General features: G+C 35.4%; 16 protein-coding genes. 7 read left to right on the top strand and 9 right to left on the bottom strand.

What is annotated here, in order from left to right; all coding sequences use genetic code 11:
* Positions 1 to 59: 59 nt before the first annotated feature.
* Positions 60 to 1,361: a tetratricopeptide repeat protein gene (locus GA0061081_RS08160; RefSeq protein WP_091349538.1), complete on the top strand. Its 1,302-nt coding sequence runs from the start codon at positions 60 to 62 to the stop codon at positions 1,359 to 1,361.
* An 18-nt stretch (positions 1,362 to 1,379) separates the two neighbouring features.
* On the opposite strand, the gene GA0061081_RS08155 is transcribed toward GA0061081_RS08160, so the two are convergent.
* Positions 1,380 to 1,706, bottom strand: coding sequence for a hypothetical protein (locus GA0061081_RS08155; RefSeq protein ID WP_091349536.1), 327 nt, complete (start codon positions 1,704 to 1,706; stop codon positions 1,380 to 1,382).
* Positions 1,707 to 1,737: 31 nt separating this feature from the next.
* Here GA0061081_RS08155 and GA0061081_RS08150 point away from each other — a divergent pair, with 31 nt between their 5' ends.
* On the top strand, positions 1,738 to 2,010 hold the full coding sequence (locus tag GA0061081_RS08150) for an AIR synthase-related protein (RefSeq protein ID WP_091349534.1): 273 nt from the start codon (positions 1,738 to 1,740) through the stop codon (positions 2,008 to 2,010).
* A 170-nt stretch (positions 2,011 to 2,180) separates the two neighbouring features.
* Here the strand turns inward: GA0061081_RS08150 and GA0061081_RS08145 are convergent, their stop codons facing one another.
* From GA0061081_RS08145 to GA0061081_RS11220, 3 genes are all read right to left on the bottom strand, one after another.
* The gene (locus GA0061081_RS08145; protein WP_141683354.1) at positions 2,181 to 3,575 is read right to left on the bottom strand and encodes a hypothetical protein; all 1,395 of its coding nucleotides are present in this window, start codon (positions 3,573 to 3,575) and stop codon (positions 2,181 to 2,183) included.
* 1,369 nt (positions 3,576 to 4,944) lie between these two features.
* Complete coding sequence (locus GA0061081_RS08140) at positions 4,945 to 6,483, bottom strand: hypothetical protein (protein ID WP_167349333.1); 1,539 nt, start codon at positions 6,481 to 6,483, stop codon at positions 4,945 to 4,947.
* 47 nt (positions 6,484 to 6,530) lie between these two features.
* Positions 6,531 to 6,656, bottom strand: a complete 126-nt coding sequence (locus GA0061081_RS11220; RefSeq protein ID WP_280642562.1) for a hypothetical protein — start codon at positions 6,654 to 6,656, stop codon at positions 6,531 to 6,533.
* A gap of 606 nt (positions 6,657 to 7,262) precedes the next feature.
* Between GA0061081_RS11220 and nifJ the strand changes: the two genes are divergently transcribed.
* Positions 7,263 to 10,805 carry a pyruvate:ferredoxin (flavodoxin) oxidoreductase gene (gene nifJ, locus GA0061081_RS08135; protein ID WP_091349528.1) on the top strand — a complete coding sequence of 1,181 codons (3,543 nt, stop codon included), beginning with the start codon at positions 7,263 to 7,265 and terminating at the stop codon, positions 10,803 to 10,805.
* Positions 10,806 to 11,071: 266 nt separating this feature from the next.
* Complete coding sequence (locus tag GA0061081_RS08130) at positions 11,072 to 12,259, top strand: pyridoxal phosphate-dependent aminotransferase (RefSeq protein ID WP_091349526.1); 1,188 nt, start codon at positions 11,072 to 11,074, stop codon at positions 12,257 to 12,259.
* A 108-nt stretch (positions 12,260 to 12,367) separates the two neighbouring features.
* Here GA0061081_RS08130 and GA0061081_RS08125 read toward each other — a convergent pair whose 3' ends face one another.
* The 4 genes from GA0061081_RS08125 to zapB form a co-directional block, all read right to left on the bottom strand.
* A complete protein-coding gene (locus GA0061081_RS08125) occupies positions 12,368 to 12,901 on the bottom strand; it encodes a C40 family peptidase (protein ID WP_091349525.1) in 534 nt (177 codons plus the stop codon).
* Positions 12,849 to 14,207, bottom strand: a complete 1,359-nt coding sequence (locus GA0061081_RS08120; RefSeq protein WP_091349523.1) for a DUF3482 domain-containing protein — start codon at positions 14,205 to 14,207, stop codon at positions 12,849 to 12,851. The genes GA0061081_RS08125 and GA0061081_RS08120 overlap by 53 nt, the downstream gene beginning before the upstream one ends.
* A gap of 1 nt (position 14,208) precedes the next feature.
* The gene (locus tag GA0061081_RS08115) at positions 14,209 to 15,516 is read right to left on the bottom strand and encodes a DUF2868 domain-containing protein (RefSeq protein ID WP_091349521.1); all 1,308 of its coding nucleotides are present in this window, start codon (positions 15,514 to 15,516) and stop codon (positions 14,209 to 14,211) included.
* Positions 15,517 to 15,595: 79 nt separating this feature from the next.
* The gene (gene zapB / locus GA0061081_RS08110) at positions 15,596 to 15,841 is read right to left on the bottom strand and encodes a cell division protein ZapB (RefSeq protein WP_091349519.1); all 246 of its coding nucleotides are present in this window, start codon (positions 15,839 to 15,841) and stop codon (positions 15,596 to 15,598) included.
* A 100-nt stretch (positions 15,842 to 15,941) separates the two neighbouring features.
* Between zapB and tpiA the strand changes: the two genes are divergently transcribed.
* On the top strand, positions 15,942 to 16,706 hold the full coding sequence (gene tpiA, locus GA0061081_RS08105) for a triose-phosphate isomerase (RefSeq protein WP_091349517.1): 765 nt from the start codon (positions 15,942 to 15,944) through the stop codon (positions 16,704 to 16,706).
* A 63-nt stretch (positions 16,707 to 16,769) separates the two neighbouring features.
* Here the strand turns inward: tpiA and GA0061081_RS08100 are convergent, their stop codons facing one another.
* Positions 16,770 to 16,997 carry a helix-turn-helix domain-containing protein gene (locus GA0061081_RS08100; protein WP_091349515.1) on the bottom strand — a complete coding sequence of 76 codons (228 nt, stop codon included), beginning with the start codon at positions 16,995 to 16,997 and terminating at the stop codon, positions 16,770 to 16,772.
* A 160-nt stretch (positions 16,998 to 17,157) separates the two neighbouring features.
* On the opposite strand from GA0061081_RS08100, the gene GA0061081_RS08095 reads away from it, so the two are divergent.
* Entirely contained in the window at positions 17,158 to 17,847 is a 690-nt protein-coding gene (locus GA0061081_RS08095; RefSeq protein WP_091349512.1) for a LexA family transcriptional regulator, read from the top strand.
* A gap of 291 nt (positions 17,848 to 18,138) precedes the next feature.
* The gene (gene mnmA / locus GA0061081_RS08090) at positions 18,139 to 19,257 is read left to right on the top strand and encodes a tRNA 2-thiouridine(34) synthase MnmA (protein ID WP_091349509.1); all 1,119 of its coding nucleotides are present in this window, start codon (positions 18,139 to 18,141) and stop codon (positions 19,255 to 19,257) included.

Below are 19,257 nucleotides of genomic sequence, written 5' to 3'. Positions count from 1 at the left end.
TATCTAGAAATATTTTATGATAAACTGATGTTTTATCGAACAATCAACTGGAATACTTTATGTTAGCGCACACCAAATTATCCCTTTTATTGATTATGTTAGTTGGGTTATCATTGCCTAGTGCTGCTAAAACCAACACAAAATGTTTGCCACTAAAAAAAGATGAAGCCAATATCGCTATTTGTACCAAACTGGCCGATAAAGGTGATGCCAATGCCCAAAATAGCCTTGGGGAAATTTATTATCAAGATGCCCTATTGCATAAAGGCTATCATACCAAAGCCAGATTACTGTTCGAAAAAGCCGCGGCTCAAGGATTGGCTAAAGCCCAATATAATTTAGGTGCCATATACCGTGATGAGTTTAATAATTTTCCTGTTGCATTAAGCTGGTTTGAAAAAGCTGCTGCTCAAGGCAATCTTGATGCGCAAAATAGTATTGGCTATATCTACGAAAACGGCTCCGGCGGTAAACCACCCCGCAACTATTTTTTTGATGAAAACGGCAAAAATACTGACCCTGATTTACCCTATATCGAAGCCAAATTTGCTCCTTATGAGTTTCAATTACCTTCTGACCCTTATTCCCGTGCAATTTACCCAATGAGCGAATTTGGTCAAGGCGTTGAGCCTGATTTGGCTAAAGCCATTGAATGGTACCAAAAAGCGGCCAATAAAGGCCATGCCCTTGCCCAAACCAATTTAGCTTATTTTTATCTATTTGGTATCGGTGTTGAAAAAGACGAAAAAAAAGCCTTTGAGTTATACCAAAAAGCCGCTAAACAAAACTGTGCACCAGCGCTTAAAACACTGGCCTTTATGTATATGCAAGGACTTGGCACTGAGCAAGATGTACCTAAAGGTTTTGCCGCTTTAGTGCAGGCTTTTCGTGTTATGCCTGATAATAATCTAGAAGATGTTATCTGGCGTATTGAAACTAACGAAAATTATAAAAAATACTCACTTAAAGCTAAAATTGAAGATTATAAAGAACCACGCCGACAAAAATTTGAACCAAATGATTCCAGCGACGAAGACTATATTACTGAACGATTTCAATTTTTCAATCGAATCTATCAGTTAAATTTTACAGGTACTGTTGGGGCAATGTATGATTGGACAAGACCAACATGGTCAGTAATATTAGGTGAAACAGTGGGTGAAATTACACCATTAAAAGAGCGTTTTTTTGTTAAAGAATCAATACAAGGATATTATAAATGCATGACATTATTAAGTTACTACTATAAAGGCGAGGCACAAGATATTACACAAGCTCAACTTTGGCGTAAATATGCTATTACTATGGGAGAGCTACCATTTGAAAATTACTGGCCAGGCTATCCTCCGCTTGAACAATAAGGGCACGCATGCCCTTTTTTATTTAAGCCATTTATGAACATTATTTTGCGTCGTTAATAAGATAGACTCGTAATCGTTTTTCATACTTTCAATCGCTTTTTTATCAATTTGGGAAAGATTAACACCGCTCTCTTCTTGAAGTTTTTCAACAAACAGATTAAGTTCTTTAAATGCTCTAATTTGATCGAAACTCATCTTAAATCTTAGCTCACCTTTACGTACTCCTAAAGCAGAATAAGTGATCCAAACTTGAATTTGATTGTCAGAAAAATAGTCATAAAGTAACTCTAAAACTAAGGCAGCAAGACCAACAATCCCAGCAAAACGGTATAATATTGTACGCATTGCAAATAGATTAAACGCTTTTTGAACACCTTTGCGGGCAAAGCGTGCTGCTAGCTTTTCTGCCACTGGCGTAATTTTAGCAAGTTGGCAATGGCCAGCCATCTTTAATTGGCTACAACAAGCAGGCAATGTTGATCGTCACGAAATGTACCGAACTTTCAACTGCGGTGTTGGTTTAATTGTCACATTACCTAAACAGTCAGCCGATAAAGCGATTAGCTTACTAAATAACCATGGCGAAAAGGCGTGGTTATTAGGTAAAATTAAACACGCTACATCAGGCGAGCGTGTTGTAATAAAATAAATTGTATTTTCATATTATCCATCCATTAATATAATGAATTAGATGGATAATATGCTCCCTTTTCAGATTGTTATTGCCAGCCGTAACAATTTGCAAACGTATAACTGTACCATTTAATAAATTTTATTTAGCTATTGTTTTGTGACCAACGAGCAAATTACTTCATCATATTAAGGGCTTACACACGCTGCTCTATTAGTATTATATAAATGACTAGAAATAGCAGTAGTATTAATGTTACCACCACCCGAACCAACGCTATACCATTCATTCCCGCCTCGCGCTTGATAAGCCCAATAGTCGTAGACGCTCCAATCAGTACCAGGATAACCACTATTTGCGTCGCTCATAACTCCCCACTCATTAAAGAATCCTCCAACCCAGCGGTTACCGTCTCGGTAACTTAAAGCTCTTCGGTACATATCGATATTTCTGCCTGGTATACCATTATTCCAACCAATATCTGGGCGATTCGCATTAGTATAATCCTCAACGCCAGGAATCCGATAACCATACCCTAAACTTCTACAAAAATTTTGAGCATTCAAATACCCATTTACTTGTCCAGGGCGAGGTATAAACCAACGCTCTATTTTAAAATTATAAATTAAGTGACCACCAATATTATCAGAATATAATTTAAACTCTGTTGGTAAGAATCTTGTATTTGTCGAGTTTCGAGTCGGCCCAATTAGTTCAACCTTTAGAGCTCGCTCCCTCTCTGGGTAACTAATACTTCCCCAACCATGTGTGGTTGCCGCACTTAATTGCAATGTTACGTTCCCTCCAGTTCCCTGTACTGTTGAGCCATTGACTGCAATAACTTGCTCTGGTGTAATACCAGCCAACAGCAGGTAGAAAAACATTTTATTTGAGCCTGTCGTTGGAAAATTATTGGTTGGGTTGTTAAATGGTTGCACTTTAAAACCTTTTTTTCTAACCCAATATTCTTTTTGTTCATCACCTTGTTGTGCATGTAAACTTGGTTGAGCAAAACAGACTTTTGCATTTATTCGATTCGGATTAATATAGTAACTATGGTTCGCATTATTAAAGTAAGTAGTTTTAGGTATACCGTATTCAGTTGATAAATAGCCACTCGTTGTACTTAATGTGAGCTGATAAGGTGCATTACAAAAATTTAATTCCATATTTGGGTTAGCTTTAACGTCCTCCGTAATATCTTTACCACTGCTATCTTGCCATTTAATCGTCAAATTACCTGTTGCATTGATAGATCCATCTCCATCTCCATCATCATCTCGCCCATAGTTATATGGCGCATTAACCAAGTTAGTTAACGAGATATTAGGGTAACTTGCAATAGGTACGATCGTTTGGATATCCGCAAAAGTATAGGTTGTGTTTGGCATCTCAATTGGGTTATTTATGTTTGATGTATCAACAATTGCATTTGGATAAAGCGTGCTATTGATACCTTGTGGTATATAGCTGATATTTGCCAATTTTATACCTAATGCCCCTTCAAAACTCATTACCTTAGTGGCTCCATCATCAAACGTTAAATACGGGGCTGTTCCTTGAATGACGTTTGAAGTTTGCACCGATAATGCCTGTAAACTCAAAGAACACGGTAATAACAAAAATGGTGCAAAAAACAACGAGGGCTTTGATAAGTCCGTTAAGTTCAATAATAAAAGTGAGGAAAGATTTTGCTTTTGACTACTGTAATAATTAAAAAGATTTAGAATATATGACTGCTTTTTTCTATGGTAAAACATAATATTCCACCTATCGCATAATATTTTGTTTAATTTATGTTTTTATAGCCATTTGCTCGTTTAATGATCTTAATTTATATAAAACGTGCGAATTATAGACCGCTTAATTTTAGTTCGCTATTCCTTTTCAATTTAAATTTTGTAAAGCTTTGTTAATGTTTTGATTGAAGATATCTTTGGGATATTTATGGTTAAAATAGTCCTCTAAAACACACTTTTTTCGGCGTTTTTAATAACCACGTGGTATAGATTTCTGAATATGTTTTGCAAAGCAAAATTTAAAAAATGAACTATTTTGTAAATAGTCCATTTTTACATATTTTATCGCTTTAGCGACAATTTGAGATATTTTGCCAGTTTCAATGACAAAAAGAAGAATAGCGTCTGTGTTTGACTACTTTGATAATTAGAAAGATTTAGGGAATAAGATTGCCAATGCTTATGGCTAATATAATAGCGCATAACATGCCATCTTTCAAGTAAGTTTTTATTTTATTTATATTTTTAATAATAATCAGCTCATTTAATGAGCAATTAATACTGCAAAAGTGTTTGAATTATAGACTACTTAAAATGACTTCTTTAGTTTTTTGTTACTATTTGTAATACTTTGTTAGCCTTAGGGTTTAATGTGATTATCTCTATGATATTTTTGAAAACAGTTCTTTGGGTGTTATGTTTGGTTAAAAATAACAAATGAAAAATTAAATAAAATCAATTTTCCTTCTGAACGCTTTTAAAATTAATCAAAAAAACAATCAATTAAGCTTATTTGCAATAGCAGTGGGTAAATCTTTATTAAAAATATCTGAATGCCTTTAGCTATAATAATTAAATAAGTAACAAAGCATGCCAATTTTGGCTATGTCTGATTGTGGTTATTCCTTTCAGTATTTATTTGCTTTTTAAGCTCTTGAGTAGTTTTTTTTTGTAAAATTAAAATTTAATTAATCTTTGATAAAAAATTTTTCATCACTCTCAAATAAATAATTATTTTTATTGCTAACATTTTGACTTTCATATCAATATTGTTACAATAACCATCCTCAAACTAGGCAGAATTTTATATAATACTCCGCCTAGTAATTTTAGAAATACTCGGTATTCTACTAAATTCGTATTTACATAGTAGATATGTATATTACCTGTTATCGTTTTTTACATCTTCAATATTTTTTAATATTGCATTATTTTAAGGAACAACACAAGCAACTCTAACTTCGCTTTGGGTCAAGTAAGTAATGTTTATATAGCCATCACCAGAATTAACAATATACTGATCATAAATACCAGATGGTTGAGCAGTCCAATAACCATCTCCAGAATCCCAGTCGCTACCAGAATAGCTATTAGTCCCGTTATAAGTTCTTCCCCATTCATTAAATAATCCACCAATCCAACGATTGCCTTCTTGGTAACTTAAACGTCTTTGATACCAAGCCGAATTTCTTCTTGGTATACCGCCAGTCCAACCAAAATTATTGGCATTAGAATAATCATTTATATCGGGAATACGATAACCATTGCCTAAATTTTGGCAAAAACGTTGTGCATTAGCATAGCCTGATGACTCGCCTGGCTGGACAATATACCAACGCTCTATTTTAAAACTATACAACAATTTTGTATGGTTACTATCAGCATAGAGTTTAAATAATGATGGAGTAAACACCTTATTTGTTGAATTAATAGAAGGACCTTTTAGTAGTACTTTTAATCCTTTATCACCACCAAAATAGGCTGAAACAGGGTTTCCAAGCCAATCTTCCCATTTAGGCGTCTCATCTTTACTTAATGATAAACTTATTCCAGTACCACTTTCTGCACTTACCGTTGTACCGTTTGCCACGATTACTTGCTCTGGAGTAATTCCTCCTAGTAATAAATAAAAATACAACCTATCAGCTCCTGTTGTCGGAAAATTCTTTATCGGATCATCTTCATTCATCACTTTGAATCCCTTATTTGCAACCCAATTAGGACCATCTAAATCATACTCAGATCCCCAAGCTAAGTTATCTGAATATAAATTCGGCTGTGCATAACAAACAATGGGCATGTCCATTTTTGGATTAATGTAATAGCTATGCTTATTTCCAGTGAAATCGCTACTATTAGGAATACCATACTGCGTTGATAAATTACCATTAGTTACCATTAAGGTAAGTTGATAAGGTGCGTCGCAAAGATTTAATCGTTTGTTAGGGTTATTTTTGACTTGTTCCGTGATATCCCGACCACTGCTATCTTGCCATTTAATCGTTAGTTTGCCAGTTGCATTAATGCCTTCATCCCCGTCATCATCTCGGCCATAATTATACGGCGCATTAACCAAATTAGTTAACGAAACTTCAGGATAATTTGAAACAGGCACTATGGTTTGAATATCAGCGAAAGTGTCAGTTATATTTGGCATTTCTATTGGGTTGTCTACACTTGAGGTATCTACCGTTGCATTTGGGTAAAGTGGTCTATTTATACCTGATGGTATATAACTACTATTCGGCAGTTTTATGCTTAACAACCCTTCAACACTTTTTACCTTGGTCGCTCCACCATCAAACGTTAAATACGGTGCAGTACCTTGAATGACACCTGAAGTTTGCGCTGATAATGCCTGTAAACTTAGCGAATACGGCAATAATAACAATGGAGCAACAAACAACAACAATTTTGATAAAAATTTGCGCTTTAGCGACAACTTGAGAGATTTTGCCAGCTTCAATGACAAAAATAAGAATAGCGTCTGTTTTTGACTACTGTGATAATTAGAAAGATTTAGGGAATAAGATTGCCAGTGTTGGTGCTTGGTGCTTGGTGCTTGGTGCTTGGTGCTTGGTGCTTGGTGCTTGGTGCTTGGTGCTTGGTGCTTGGTGCTTGGTGCTTAATAATAGAATAGCGCATAACATTCTACCTGTCAAGTAAGTTTTTATTTTATTTTAATTTTTAATAATTAGCAGCTCGTTTAACGAGCAATTAATACTGCAAAATTGTCTGAATTATAGACTACTTAAAAAGACTTCGCTAGTTTTTTGTTACTATTTGTAATACTTTGTTAGGCTTGAGATTAAAGTATTTATCTTTGAAACATTTTTTGATAATAATTAGTTTCTTAGCTTTAAGCGGTATATACCCCTAAATGCTTTTTATAAAAATATAATCTAAAAAATAAATAATAGTTGTATAAATTCCCCCATAATCAATACACAACTTACGTAGAAAATTGTAGTACTTGTTTTAATGTCTTATATTCTAGAACTATCATATATTTAATACATTATAAGATCTTTATTTTTTATAAGTAATAACTCAAATGATAATAAACAACGTGAATAATTTCTACAGTTTAAGTTAATTTACTTTAGTTTTTATCGATACTTTTATCTAGAGTTGTAATAATAAAAAATTTAACATAAAAATAACAAAAAGCTATCTTAGTTTCTGATACAATGATACAAATTTATAATAATTTAGTAATGTCGTAATAGTTTAAAATATAAGGTTTTTTTAATGATCATATCAGACGCTAACAGTGCGGTGTCATCCGTTGCTTATCGTACAAACGAAGTCATTGCTATTTATCCAATTACTCCAAGCTCAACAATGGCCGAGCAAGCTAGCACGTGGGCAGAATTTAATAAGCCAAACGTATTTGGCGATACGCCAAGAGTAATTGAAATGCAGTCCGAAGCGGGTGCTATTGCAACTGTTCATGGTGCATTAATGACAGGTGGACTAGCCACTTCGTTTACTTCGTCACAAGGTTTGCTTTTAATGATTCCGTCGCTGTATAAAATAGCGGGCGAACTTACCCCTTTTGTTTTGCATGTAGCCGCACGTACTGTTGCAACTCATGCTCTATCTATTTTTGGCGATCATTCTGATGTGATGGCAATTAGGCAAACGGGTTTTGCTATGCTTTGTTCAAGTTCTGTGCAAGAAGCACAAGATTTTGCTCTGATTTCACAAATAGCAACTTTAAACAGCCGCGTTCCTTTTGTTCACTTTTTTGATGGATTTAGAACATCGCACGAAGTAAATAAAATCTATCCACTAAGTGATGAACAAATCCATAAATTATTACCTCACGAAGCAATTAAAGCCAATCGTGAACGAGCTTTAACACCTGATAATCCAGTAACTCGAGGTACATCTGCCAATCCTGATACCTACTTTCAATGCCGAGAAGCAATAAATACGTATTATGATGACACCTATCAACATGTCGTTGATGCTATGGACGCTTTTGCAATAGAAACGGGTAGAAAATATCAACCTTTTGAATATTATGGTGCTAGCGATGCCGAACATATTATTGTCATTATGGGTTCGGGAGCAAGTACGACTAAAGAAGTGGTTGATGTTTTAATTAAACAAAACGAAAAAGTTGGTGTTGTGACCGTTAGATTATTTCGCCCTTTTTCAGCTAACCATTTACTGAACGTTATTCCTAATACTGTTAACAAAATAGCCGTTCTGGATAGAACCAAAGAGCCTGGCGCACAAGCTGAGCCGCTTTATTTAGACATCATAACCGCATTTGCTGAAAGCTTATCACGTGGTGAACGCAATAGCATGCCAATCATTGTCGGTGGGCGTTATGGATTATCGTCTAAAGAGTTTGATCCTCGTTGTGTGCTTGCCATTTTTACTGAATTGGGATTAGATAAACCTAAACCACGATTTACCGTTGGTATTTATGATGATGTTACCGGGCTGTCATTACCATTGCCTGATCAATCTATTCCACAAAAATCTTCACTCGAAGCCCTATTTTATGGACTTGGTAGTGATGGCACTGTGTCGGCAACAAAAAATAATATTAAAATTATTGGTGATAGTTCGCCTTTTTATGTACAAGGGTATTTTGTCTATGACTCTAAAAAAGCGGGTGGTTTAACTACTTCTCACTTAAGAGTTAGCTTAGATCCTATTGATTCTCCTTATTTAATTACCAGTGCACACTTTATTGGATGCCACCAAGATCAGTTTATCGATAAATACCAAATTGTTGATAAATTAAAAGACGACGGAATCTTTTTGCTTAATACTCCATATAGCAAAGATGAAATTTGGCACCGTCTTCCTAAAGAAGTACAAGTGCAATTAATTCAAAAACGAGCACATTTTTATATCATTAATGCAACAAAAATTGCTCGTGAATGTAATTTAGGGGCAAGAATTAATACCGTTATGCAGGCGGTTTTCTTTCACCTTGCTGAAATTTTTAAAAATGATTTTAGTATTACCCAATTAAAGGAAGTCATTGCTAAAAGTTACAGTAGTAAAGGGCAAGATTTAGTTGAAAACAACTGGAAAGCGCTTGATTTAGCTATCGCTTCGCTGGAGCAAATTCCACTTAGTTGTGTTGATCAAAGCAGTGCGACCATGCCACCTATTGTACCAACGAACGCCCCTACTTTTGTTAAAACAGTGACTGCGGCGATGTTAGCTGGCTTGGGTGATAATTTGCCTGTATCAGCATTCCCACCCGATGGTACATGGCCTACAGGCACTACAAAATGGGAAAAGCGCAATATTGCAGAACAGATACCTATTTGGCAACCTGAACTGTGTACTCAGTGTAATCACTGTGCAGTTGCTTGTCCTCATGCGGCTATTCGCGCCAAAGTTGTTGAGCCAGATGATATGATCAACGCACCAGACTCATTAAGTTCACTAGAAGTCAAAGCCCGAGATATGAAAGGTCAACGCTATGTATTACAAGTTGCACCTGAAGATTGTACGGGTTGTAATTTATGTGTTGAAGTATGTCCAGCACGTGATCGCAACAACTTTGAAATTAAAGCTATTAACATGCAATCGCGCATCGACAATTTTGATACTCAGCGCACCAATTTTGAGTATTTTATGGCATTACCAGATCGTGATATAAAAACACTCGAACGTATTGATGTTCGTACCTCACAATTACTTACTCCTTTATTTGAATATTCAGGTGCTTGTGCTGGATGTGGTGAAACGCCTTACATTAAGCTATTAACACAACTTTATGGAGACCATTTAGCCATTGCCAATGCCACTGGTTGTTCATCAATTTATGGCGGCAACCTGCCGTCGTCACCTTATACCACCGATCGCGATGGTCGTGGACCTGCTTGGGCTAATTCGTTATTTGAAGATAATGCCGAATTTGCATTAGGGTATCGCATTACTTATGACCAACATAAAAAACGTGCGTTACGTTTGCTTGATTATGTCGCTGGCGACATTTCGCCAGAAATTGTAATGACGTTAAAATCATCAGAAACCTCTATCACTGAAAAACGCCAACAAATCGTATTGCTACGTGAACAACTTGCCCACTTAGCATCAGCACAAGCACAAGAGTTAATCCAAGATGCCAATTACTTAGTTGATAAATCAGTCTGGGCTATAGGTGGTGATGGTTGGGCTTACGATATTGGATTTGGTGGGCTTGATCATGTCATGAGCTTAACCGATAACGTCAATATATTGGTATTAGACACGCAATGTTACTCCAATACAGGGGGTCAACAGTCCAAAGCAACGCCGATGGGTGCCGTATCAAAATTTGCTGATTTAGGTAAACATAAAGCGCGTAAAGATTTAGGGGTCAGCGTAATGATGTACGGTCATGTTTATGTTGCGCAAGTTGCGTTAGGTTCGCAACTAAACCAAACCCTTAAAGCCTTACAAGAAGCCGAAGCCTATGATGGGCCATCGCTAGTTATTGCTTATAGCCCTTGTGAAGAGCATGGTTATGATCTTGCTAAATCACATGAACAAATGAAGGATCTCGTTAAATCTGGTTTCTGGCCTCTTTACCGTTATGATCCACGTCGTATGATAGAAGGTAAACCAGGTTTGGTACTTGATTCAAAAGCACCAAATAGCGAGTTATTATCAGGCATTTTATTGAAAGAGCAGCGTTTCCGCCGTTTAGAAACATTAGAGCCAACCATTGCAAACACTTTGCATGAGCGTTCCACTAAAATGGTGAATTCTAAATATAAATTCTTGCAAATGCTGGCTACCTTTTCAGATATTGAGCCTCCTGCCGATAGTTGATCATAACGAATAGTTTATGATTATCCAATCTATTAAACCAGTTATTGACTTAGCAGTAACTGGTTTTTTTATTTCCTAATATTAAGCAATAAAGCACCAATTAAGTGCATATTAAAATACCAGATAAAAAACCAAATCTGTTTTTATCCATATACATATGATCTTTCTATTAAAAATAAGCAATAAATATAATTTTTAAAATTGGTATTAATTTTGCAACATCAATAATTAAGTACGTAAGTATCAACTAAAACATGAGGTGTATCATGGTATCTAATATCAATGTCAGTAGAAGAAAACTAATCACATTTTCTAGTGCAGCAATTGCAGGGCTATCTATTAATCAATTCCTATCTAAAGCTCACGCAATAGAAGCACAAAACTCAGTCTCATTCTCTGTTCCCATGCTTGATAAGGTGGTAATACCAGATGTTAACAACCCAGTAAGGCTAAACTTCAACGAAAATGCACTTGGAATGTCACCAAGTGCAAAACAAGCAGCAATAAATGCCGTACCAAAAGCTAATCGATATGCCAAAGCAGAAATGCCACTACTTAATAAACGTTTAGCTAAACATCATAACGTTGATGATGCTCAAATTTTGCTAACTGCTGGTTCATCAGAAGGTATTCGTAGTGCTATTGCCGCATTTGTTAAACCCAACACTCAGCTAGTAATTCCCGAACTTACCTATAGCGATGGAGAATATTTTGCCAAGATTTTTAATTTAAATATAACCAAAGTCCCGAGTTTACCAGATTGGCAAATCGATATCAAAGGTTTACAAAAGGCAGTTGAAGACTATAAAGGTTTTTCAATTGTCTATTTAGTTAATCCCAACAATCCTACTTCAACTATTTTTGCAACGCATCAAATAGAACCTTGGATCAAAAGCAAACCTAAAAATACAATTTTTATTGTTGATGAGGCTTATGCTGAATTTGTTAATGATCCTGCATTTAAATCAGTCGATAAGCTAATTATACAAGGTTGCGATAATATTATCTTACTTAAAACCTTCTCAAAAATTCATGCTATGGCAGGATTACGAGTAGGTTATGCAGTTAGTTCAATTGAAAATATTAAAAATATGGCTCAATATGTCGCTGGTGAAAAGCTCAACTATTGTGGCGTTTGTGCAGCGCTGACATCTATGGATGATCAATCATTTTTGACTTATTCAAAAAAAGCGGTTGATGTATCACGCCAAATCATGGAAAAAACGCTATCAGACTTAGGGTTACACTATCTAAAATCAGAAACTAATTTTATGTTTCACAAAAGCCCTATCGATTTAAAAGATTATCGTGAACTAATGAAAAATAATTTTATATTGATTGGCCGAGATTTTGAACCAGCAACAAATTGGTGCCGAATATCACTTGGCTCACCTGGCGAAATGCTTTATGTAGCTAATATAATGAATGAATTAAAAGAAAAAGGAAAAATTTAACTATAATTATTTTTACGGTAGATAAAAAATAAGCGCTATAAATATTAATTAATTTAAAGCGCTTTTTTCGTGACAATTATTCGTGAAAAATGATAAAAAAGAAGTTATTTAGCTACCCGTTATGCGACGAGCCATCCAGTAATGCTTCTTCCAATAATCCTCATTCAAGTTTGAATAAATAACCCCTTTTGAGGTTGAGGCATGTAAGAACTTACCATCAGCATAATAGATACCAACATGTAAGCCACTACGACTACGACCCGTTTTAAAGAACACTAAATCGCCAGCTTTAGGTGTGTTTACTTTAACACCTAATTGAGCTTGCTCTGCCGCGCTTCTTGGCAAGGGTTTTGAAAGTCTATTTTTGAAAAAATTCATCACCAAAGCAGAACAATCACTACCGGCCAAAGTTGTGCCGCCATAACGATACGGCGTATTTTGCCATTTTTTATAGTGAGATTCTATTTTAGCTAACATAGCTGAATCTGATTTGATATTTTTAGTAGAAACCTGACCTTGACTAGTACTACAACCAAATAACACAAAGAGAGAAAAGATCAATGTAGTTATTAAAAAACGTTTCTTTACATTAATGCAGTTGCTGAGCAACGTTCCTAATAGTCGATTGTCTTTTTTTGTCATTTCTTTTTGTTCCTTTATTTAACGTCGACCAATGCGGATAACGTCTTGCTACCTTTAGAGTTCTAGGTAATACGCCTTTTTCCCATTCATTTTTATCTAATTTAGATAATCTAACAGGGCTCATGTCCGCATGGCTGCGATGATTTAAACTTTCTTTAAGGCGAATTAATCGTAAAGAAAGAAAACAAATAATAACATCATCAACACTTAATTTACTATATCCAGAAAGCTGATACCGCATTCTAGAACCATAATGTTTAGCAGTTTGCATTAAACTACCAACTGCTGCGCCAATTAACGCAGCCGAGCCAAGCGAAATACCACCAGTTGCTAAGTCAATACTTGCACCAATTGTTGCGCCTGACACAAAGCCTTTAGTCAAATGCATGCCTACCGTTTTTAGTGCATCAACATTAAAAAGGTCAGCATTATAACGACCCTTGATTAAAGGCAAGCTCTCTTCACTCTCTTGAGTTGAATCGAATTGATACAATTTTAATAATTCATCGATCGCTATTTGTTCTCGCTTTCTAACTTTGTTTTGTAAATCAGTAATCGCTTGGCGATCGTCTAGTTTAGCCATTTTGTAAAAGGCAGTAACATCAACAAGCGTTTCGGCAATAATCCGATTAGCGGTTTGATTACGAGAATCACGAATTTGTGAGATTTTATCTAGCCAATTATCTAATATTTCTTTAGCTGGTTCAACCAATAAAGCAAGGCTACGATATAGTCGCTCTTCGCCATCTAAAGGTGGAAAAATAGCGTCAAACTTAATAATAGCATGAATTCCAACGCGAGACAGTAATCTTTTCCATTCCTTTTCATTTTGGTTGCTATCAGCGATAAAATTTAAAACGGCTAATATTGGTTTATCACTATTAGCTAAAATAGCTAATTCATCGTGATATTTGGATAATACTGGTTCGCGCACATCTATCACATAGATGGCTGCATCACTATTTAACAATTGTCTAATAACTTTAGCTTCTTGATTAAATACGTTTTCAGACTCTGGACTTTGTAAAAAAAATGTTAATTTATCAATACCATCAAGTTTTGAATTAGCGGGAACAAGTTGGTTAATATAATCATAAAGGGCTAAACTGTCTTCTAATCCTGGGGTGTCATAAAAAACAATCGATTTATTATCTTCAAGTGGCAATGTTATTGATTCAACATGTCTTGTCGTGCCAGGGCGATCCGATACCTGACCAAAATGGTTATTCCGGACTAAAGTACGTAATAATGATGTTTTGCCAACATTGGCATGACCAACCACAGCTAATTTTAATGTTGATAACATCTTAAAGATCCTCGCTTAACCAATCAGGTTTAGCTAACTGTAAAGAGAGCAATTGCCAATTATGATACTGCTTACCTTGATTAATAAACCAAATACGACTTTGTTGCGATTTGTTAATCAGTTGATTAATAAAATTCAATAGCCCCCTATCGGGTGATCTATCGGTATCAATTGCAATTAATAATTTTTTAGCAGGTGTTAATTGCAAATAATCTAGAATTTTACTGCGCTGTTCACGAGTATTTAAAAAACCTAAAAATGAAACAGACTCTGGATGATGCCAACTTTCTTGCACATCAATCGCAACCAAAAAAGCGCCTGTTCCATCTTCAATAGAATGTGTTGGCAAATGCCATTGGTGATCGTTGTTACCAAATTTATCAGCATCTTCAATGTTAATCAGTAATGGCTGTAATTGATTTGCTAATATTTGATAATCTGGGTGTGAAATATTGAGCTTAATTTGACGGCAACTAATTAACCAATTAACACCACAAAATACCATACATAAAAATCGTACGACTAACCCGTAAATAATAAACACACCCAACAACCAAATAGCCCACGACGAACGCACTTCACCAGCATTTAAAGCATGTTCACTTAGCTTTATTACATCATCTTTAGGAATATCAAAACCCAATAATGATGGTAAATAACCTAAATAACGAGTTAAATTAATAATGGTATCAGAACTAAGTAATGTCGTTTGCCATTCAAAGCTATAATGCCTGGTTGAAAATAATACAACTAATACCAACAATGCACTACTTAAAATCACAGTCCAAAACAGATTAAGAACAAAACCAATGAGCCAGCGAACTCTTGAACCAAACAGTTCAACAAACGCAGGAATAAGCTGTTGTACAGTCTTTTTCTGAGATAGTTTTTTCGCTAACCACAACCAGACATGAATCAACAAACTGCCACCAAAATTAGCAAAGAAAAAAAACGAACTAAGCCAAATAGATAATGTAATCAAATGCACACCTAATAAACTAAAAAGTGCCCAATACAAATTGATTGGATTTTGACTTAACGCCCCCAATGCTAAAGAGCTTCCCAAAAATACAGATAACAGCAGTAATAGCACAAAAGAAAATTTAACAGATCTTAACAGTATTTTCTGCGCCGAATATAACCCATTTTGTTTAGACAACATGGTTGCTCGCATCACAATTCGATCTGTGAGCGATATCTGTTCTACTCTTACTTGTCTATTAATATCTTGATCAGCAAACCGTCCAGATTCGGTCTCAATTAAATGAATGGTTTCGGTCAGCCAGAGTGCTTTTAGTTTTTGTTGCATTAAACTTAATCTTCGCCACTATTAACAATTAAGAATAAAAGAAACGCGACCTAAGTCGCGTTAATAAAATTCGAATCAATTATTGCGTAATTTCGCCAATTTTACTTAATAAATTTTGGATACGTTGTTGCCATATTTGTTGATCTTGTTTTAGTTTTTCGTTTTCGTCACGTAGTGCTTTCATTTCATCAGAACTATCATTGATCAGTTGCTCCAACTCTTGATTACCTCGTTTTAAAGTTGCAATTTCTTGTTGTAATGTGGTGATAGTATTAACAGTGTGTTGGATTTTATTCTCTAATTGGTTCAATATTTCTAATGACATATTTTTCCTCAGGCTCAATTTATTTGGTGTATAATGCTAATCATTATACCGAATTCATTCTAAAATCAACACTATTTTAAACCTTAAGTTGGAGAAAATTATGCGTAAACCACTTGTTATGGGAAACTGGAAGCTCAATGGTAGTATCGATATGGCTAAAAACCTAGTTGCAGGACTACGGAAAGAGCTATCAAACGACACAGCATGTAATATTGCAATTGCACCACCTGTTGTCTATCTTGATTCTGTAAAGCACCAATTAGATGGAACTAACATCATTTTAGGAGCCCAAGATGTCGGTATTCATCTTTCTGGCGCTTATACTGGTGAAGTATCAGTAGAAATGTTAAAAGATATTGGTGTGACTCACATCATTATTGGTCATTCTGAACGTCGCACTTATCACAAAGAATCTGATGAATTTATTGCTAAAAAATTTGGTGTCATTAAAGAAGCGGGTTTAGTGCCTGTATTATGTATTGGCGAAACTGAAGCTGAAAACGAAGCTGGTCAAACACAAGCTGTTTGCGCTCGTCAAATTGACGCGGTCATCAAAGCACTTGGAGTTCAAGCATTCAACGGTGCTGTTATTGCCTATGAACCTGTGTGGGCAATTGGAACTGGCAAATCTGCAACCCCAGCACAAGCTCAAGCTGTTCACAAATTTATTCGTGATCATATTGCAAAACAAGATGCAAAAGTGGCACAACAAGTGATCATTCAATATGGTGGTTCTGTTAATGACAAAAATGCAGCAGAATTATTTACTCAACCAGACATTGATGGTGCATTAGTCGGTGGCGCATCTTTAAAAGCTGATGCTTTTGCGGCAATTGTTAAAGCAGCAGAATTGGCTAAAAAATAAATCACAATATAACTAATAATAAAAAAGACGTTGATAAGCGTCTTTTTTATTTGCAAATTAATATTATTTTTTTGCTTTTGGTTGATAGCGCGATGGCCAAATTTTTTCAACAGGGACTTGCAAATACTCGGAAATAATTCGTTCATACTTAGGACAATGTCGATATAATGCATTTCTTAAAGTATCAGCTTGTAATCCACTCGCTCTCGACAATGCTCTTAAATTTCCACCTCTAATTTTAATTTCTCCCACTACTCTAGATGGGGCCCAGTCTTGATCTTGCTCTCTCATTATGAGATCCTCTATTGGTTAAACTTTTGCTGTTGTAAAGATTATCGGTATTACAACGTTCAAAAAATATTCAAAAGATAAAAATTACAAGCAAAGAATAGCACATAAAAAAACGAATTAAAATAAAAAAAACGAAAAAGCATATGGAATAAAATGAAAAATGACAGAAAACAAAATAAAAAAAACAACAGAAGAAGAAAAAACACGAATTCTAACTAGTACAGGAGTTATTGATTTTAAGAAAAGATTAAACTTAGTACTAGAAGGAGTATCGGGTAACGCATTTGCAAAAAAAGTTGGTATGTCAGAAGCTGTGATACGGGATTACCTATCAGGGAAAACCTATCCTGCATTAAATAGACTGGCGATTATTGCCCAAAAATGTGATGTACCTATTGAGTGGTTAGCAACAGGAAAAGGAGAATGTCGATTATTGGCAGAGTCCAAATATAGTAGCTTTGTACATATTCCATTTCACCATTTAAACGAAACAAGTAAATCTTATTCGCAAATCGAATCAATCCCATTTGATATGACTTTAATAAAACATCAAGGTTGTAGTTGCGAAGATTTAACTGCAGTATGGGCAAAAGGCGATAGCATGGAGCCTACAATATCAAACCACGATATTCTTATTGTCAACAAAGCGCATTACAAACCAATTGATGGCTATTTGTATGCTGTTGAATATGAAGATCAAATCAGCATAAAACGCATTCAAAATCAAGGCGTCAATTTGGCACTACTTTGTGATAATCCTAAATACCCTGCCATTATTGGCGATAAATATGGTCAACAAGATTTTAAAATTATTGGGCTTGTTGTTTACCTTTTAAAAGATCTTAACTAATTTTGATTTGACCTATTAAATAATAGCAGCTTTATAAGTTTTTACTGGTAAAGCTGTTTTAATCTTATGCGTTCGCATTTTTTTCTGCGAAAATAAAAAAAACCAAAAATCGTCAAAAAGCTTCGTGAAAGTATTCTTTTAAATATAAATGTAGTATTAAGTTAATTTAAATTTGTATAAAAAATGAATCAATACAGTAATCTTTATCTGCATAACTTTATGCTTTTTTCCTTAATTATGCTAAAATTGATGTCAAATTTTTATTAATTTTACCTATTAATTATAGTCATTATGTCAAATATAAACACTCGAAAAAAAGTCGTTATCGGTATGTCTGGTGGTGTTGATTCTTCTGTTTCGGCATATTTATTGCAACAACAAGGATACGATGTTGTTGGATTATTTATGAAAAATTGGGAAGAAGACGACACCGAAGAATACTGCTCCGCTGCCGTTGACTTAGCAGACGCACAAGCAGTTTGTGATAAATTAAACATCAAATTACATACTGTTAATTTTGCTGCCGAATATTGGGACAACGTGTTCGAACATTTTTTATCGGAATATCAAGCAGGCCGAACACCAAATCCCGATATTTTATGTAATAAAGAAATTAAATTTAAAGCCTTTTTAGAGTATGCTGGCGAAGATCTCGGCGCTGACTTTATTGCCACTGGGCATTATGTTCGTAAACGCGAAACAGATGGTAAAGTTGAATTATTACGTGGCATAGACACTAATAAAGACCAAAGTTACTTTCTTTACACTTTGAGCGAAAAACAACTAAGCCAAAGCTTGTTTCCCGTCGGAGAGCTTGAAAAGCCTGAAGTACGTAAAATTGCCCAGCAACTTGGTTTAGCTACCGCCGCAAAAAAAGACTCAACGGGTATCTGTTTTATTGGTGAGCGCAAATTTAGTGATTTTTTAGCCCAATATTTACCCGCTCAAGCAGGTCATATTCGCACGGTTGATGGTGAAATTATAGGCCAGCATCAAGGTCTGATGTATCACACATTAGGGCAACGTAAAGGACTAGGTATCGGTGGTTTAAAACAAGCCGATGACACACCATGGTATGTAGTTGACAAAGACCTAACCAATAACGAATTAATTGTGGCACAAGGTCATGACCACCCCGCACTATTTTCAGACGGATTAATTGCTCAACAACTCCATTGGGTTGACCGTAAAGTAGTAACCGAACCATTTAACTGTACGGTAAAAACGCGCTATCGCCAACAAGATATCGCTTGCCAAGTAATACCTCTAGCTGACGACAAAATTAACGTCATTTTTGACAACCCTGTTGCGGCTGTTACACCAGGTCAATCTGCCGTCTTTTATAAAAATGAAGTATGCCTTGGTGGCGGCATTATAGAAGAACGAATAAAAAGCAGTAAGGAGTACTAA

The organism is Gilliamella bombicola (genome assembly GCF_900094945.1).
Taxonomy (GTDB): domain Bacteria; phylum Pseudomonadota; class Gammaproteobacteria; order Enterobacterales; family Orbaceae; genus Gilliamella; species Gilliamella bombicola.
Note: the sequence above shows the minus strand (reverse complement) of the source record. Positions and strands in the feature narration are given on the sequence as shown.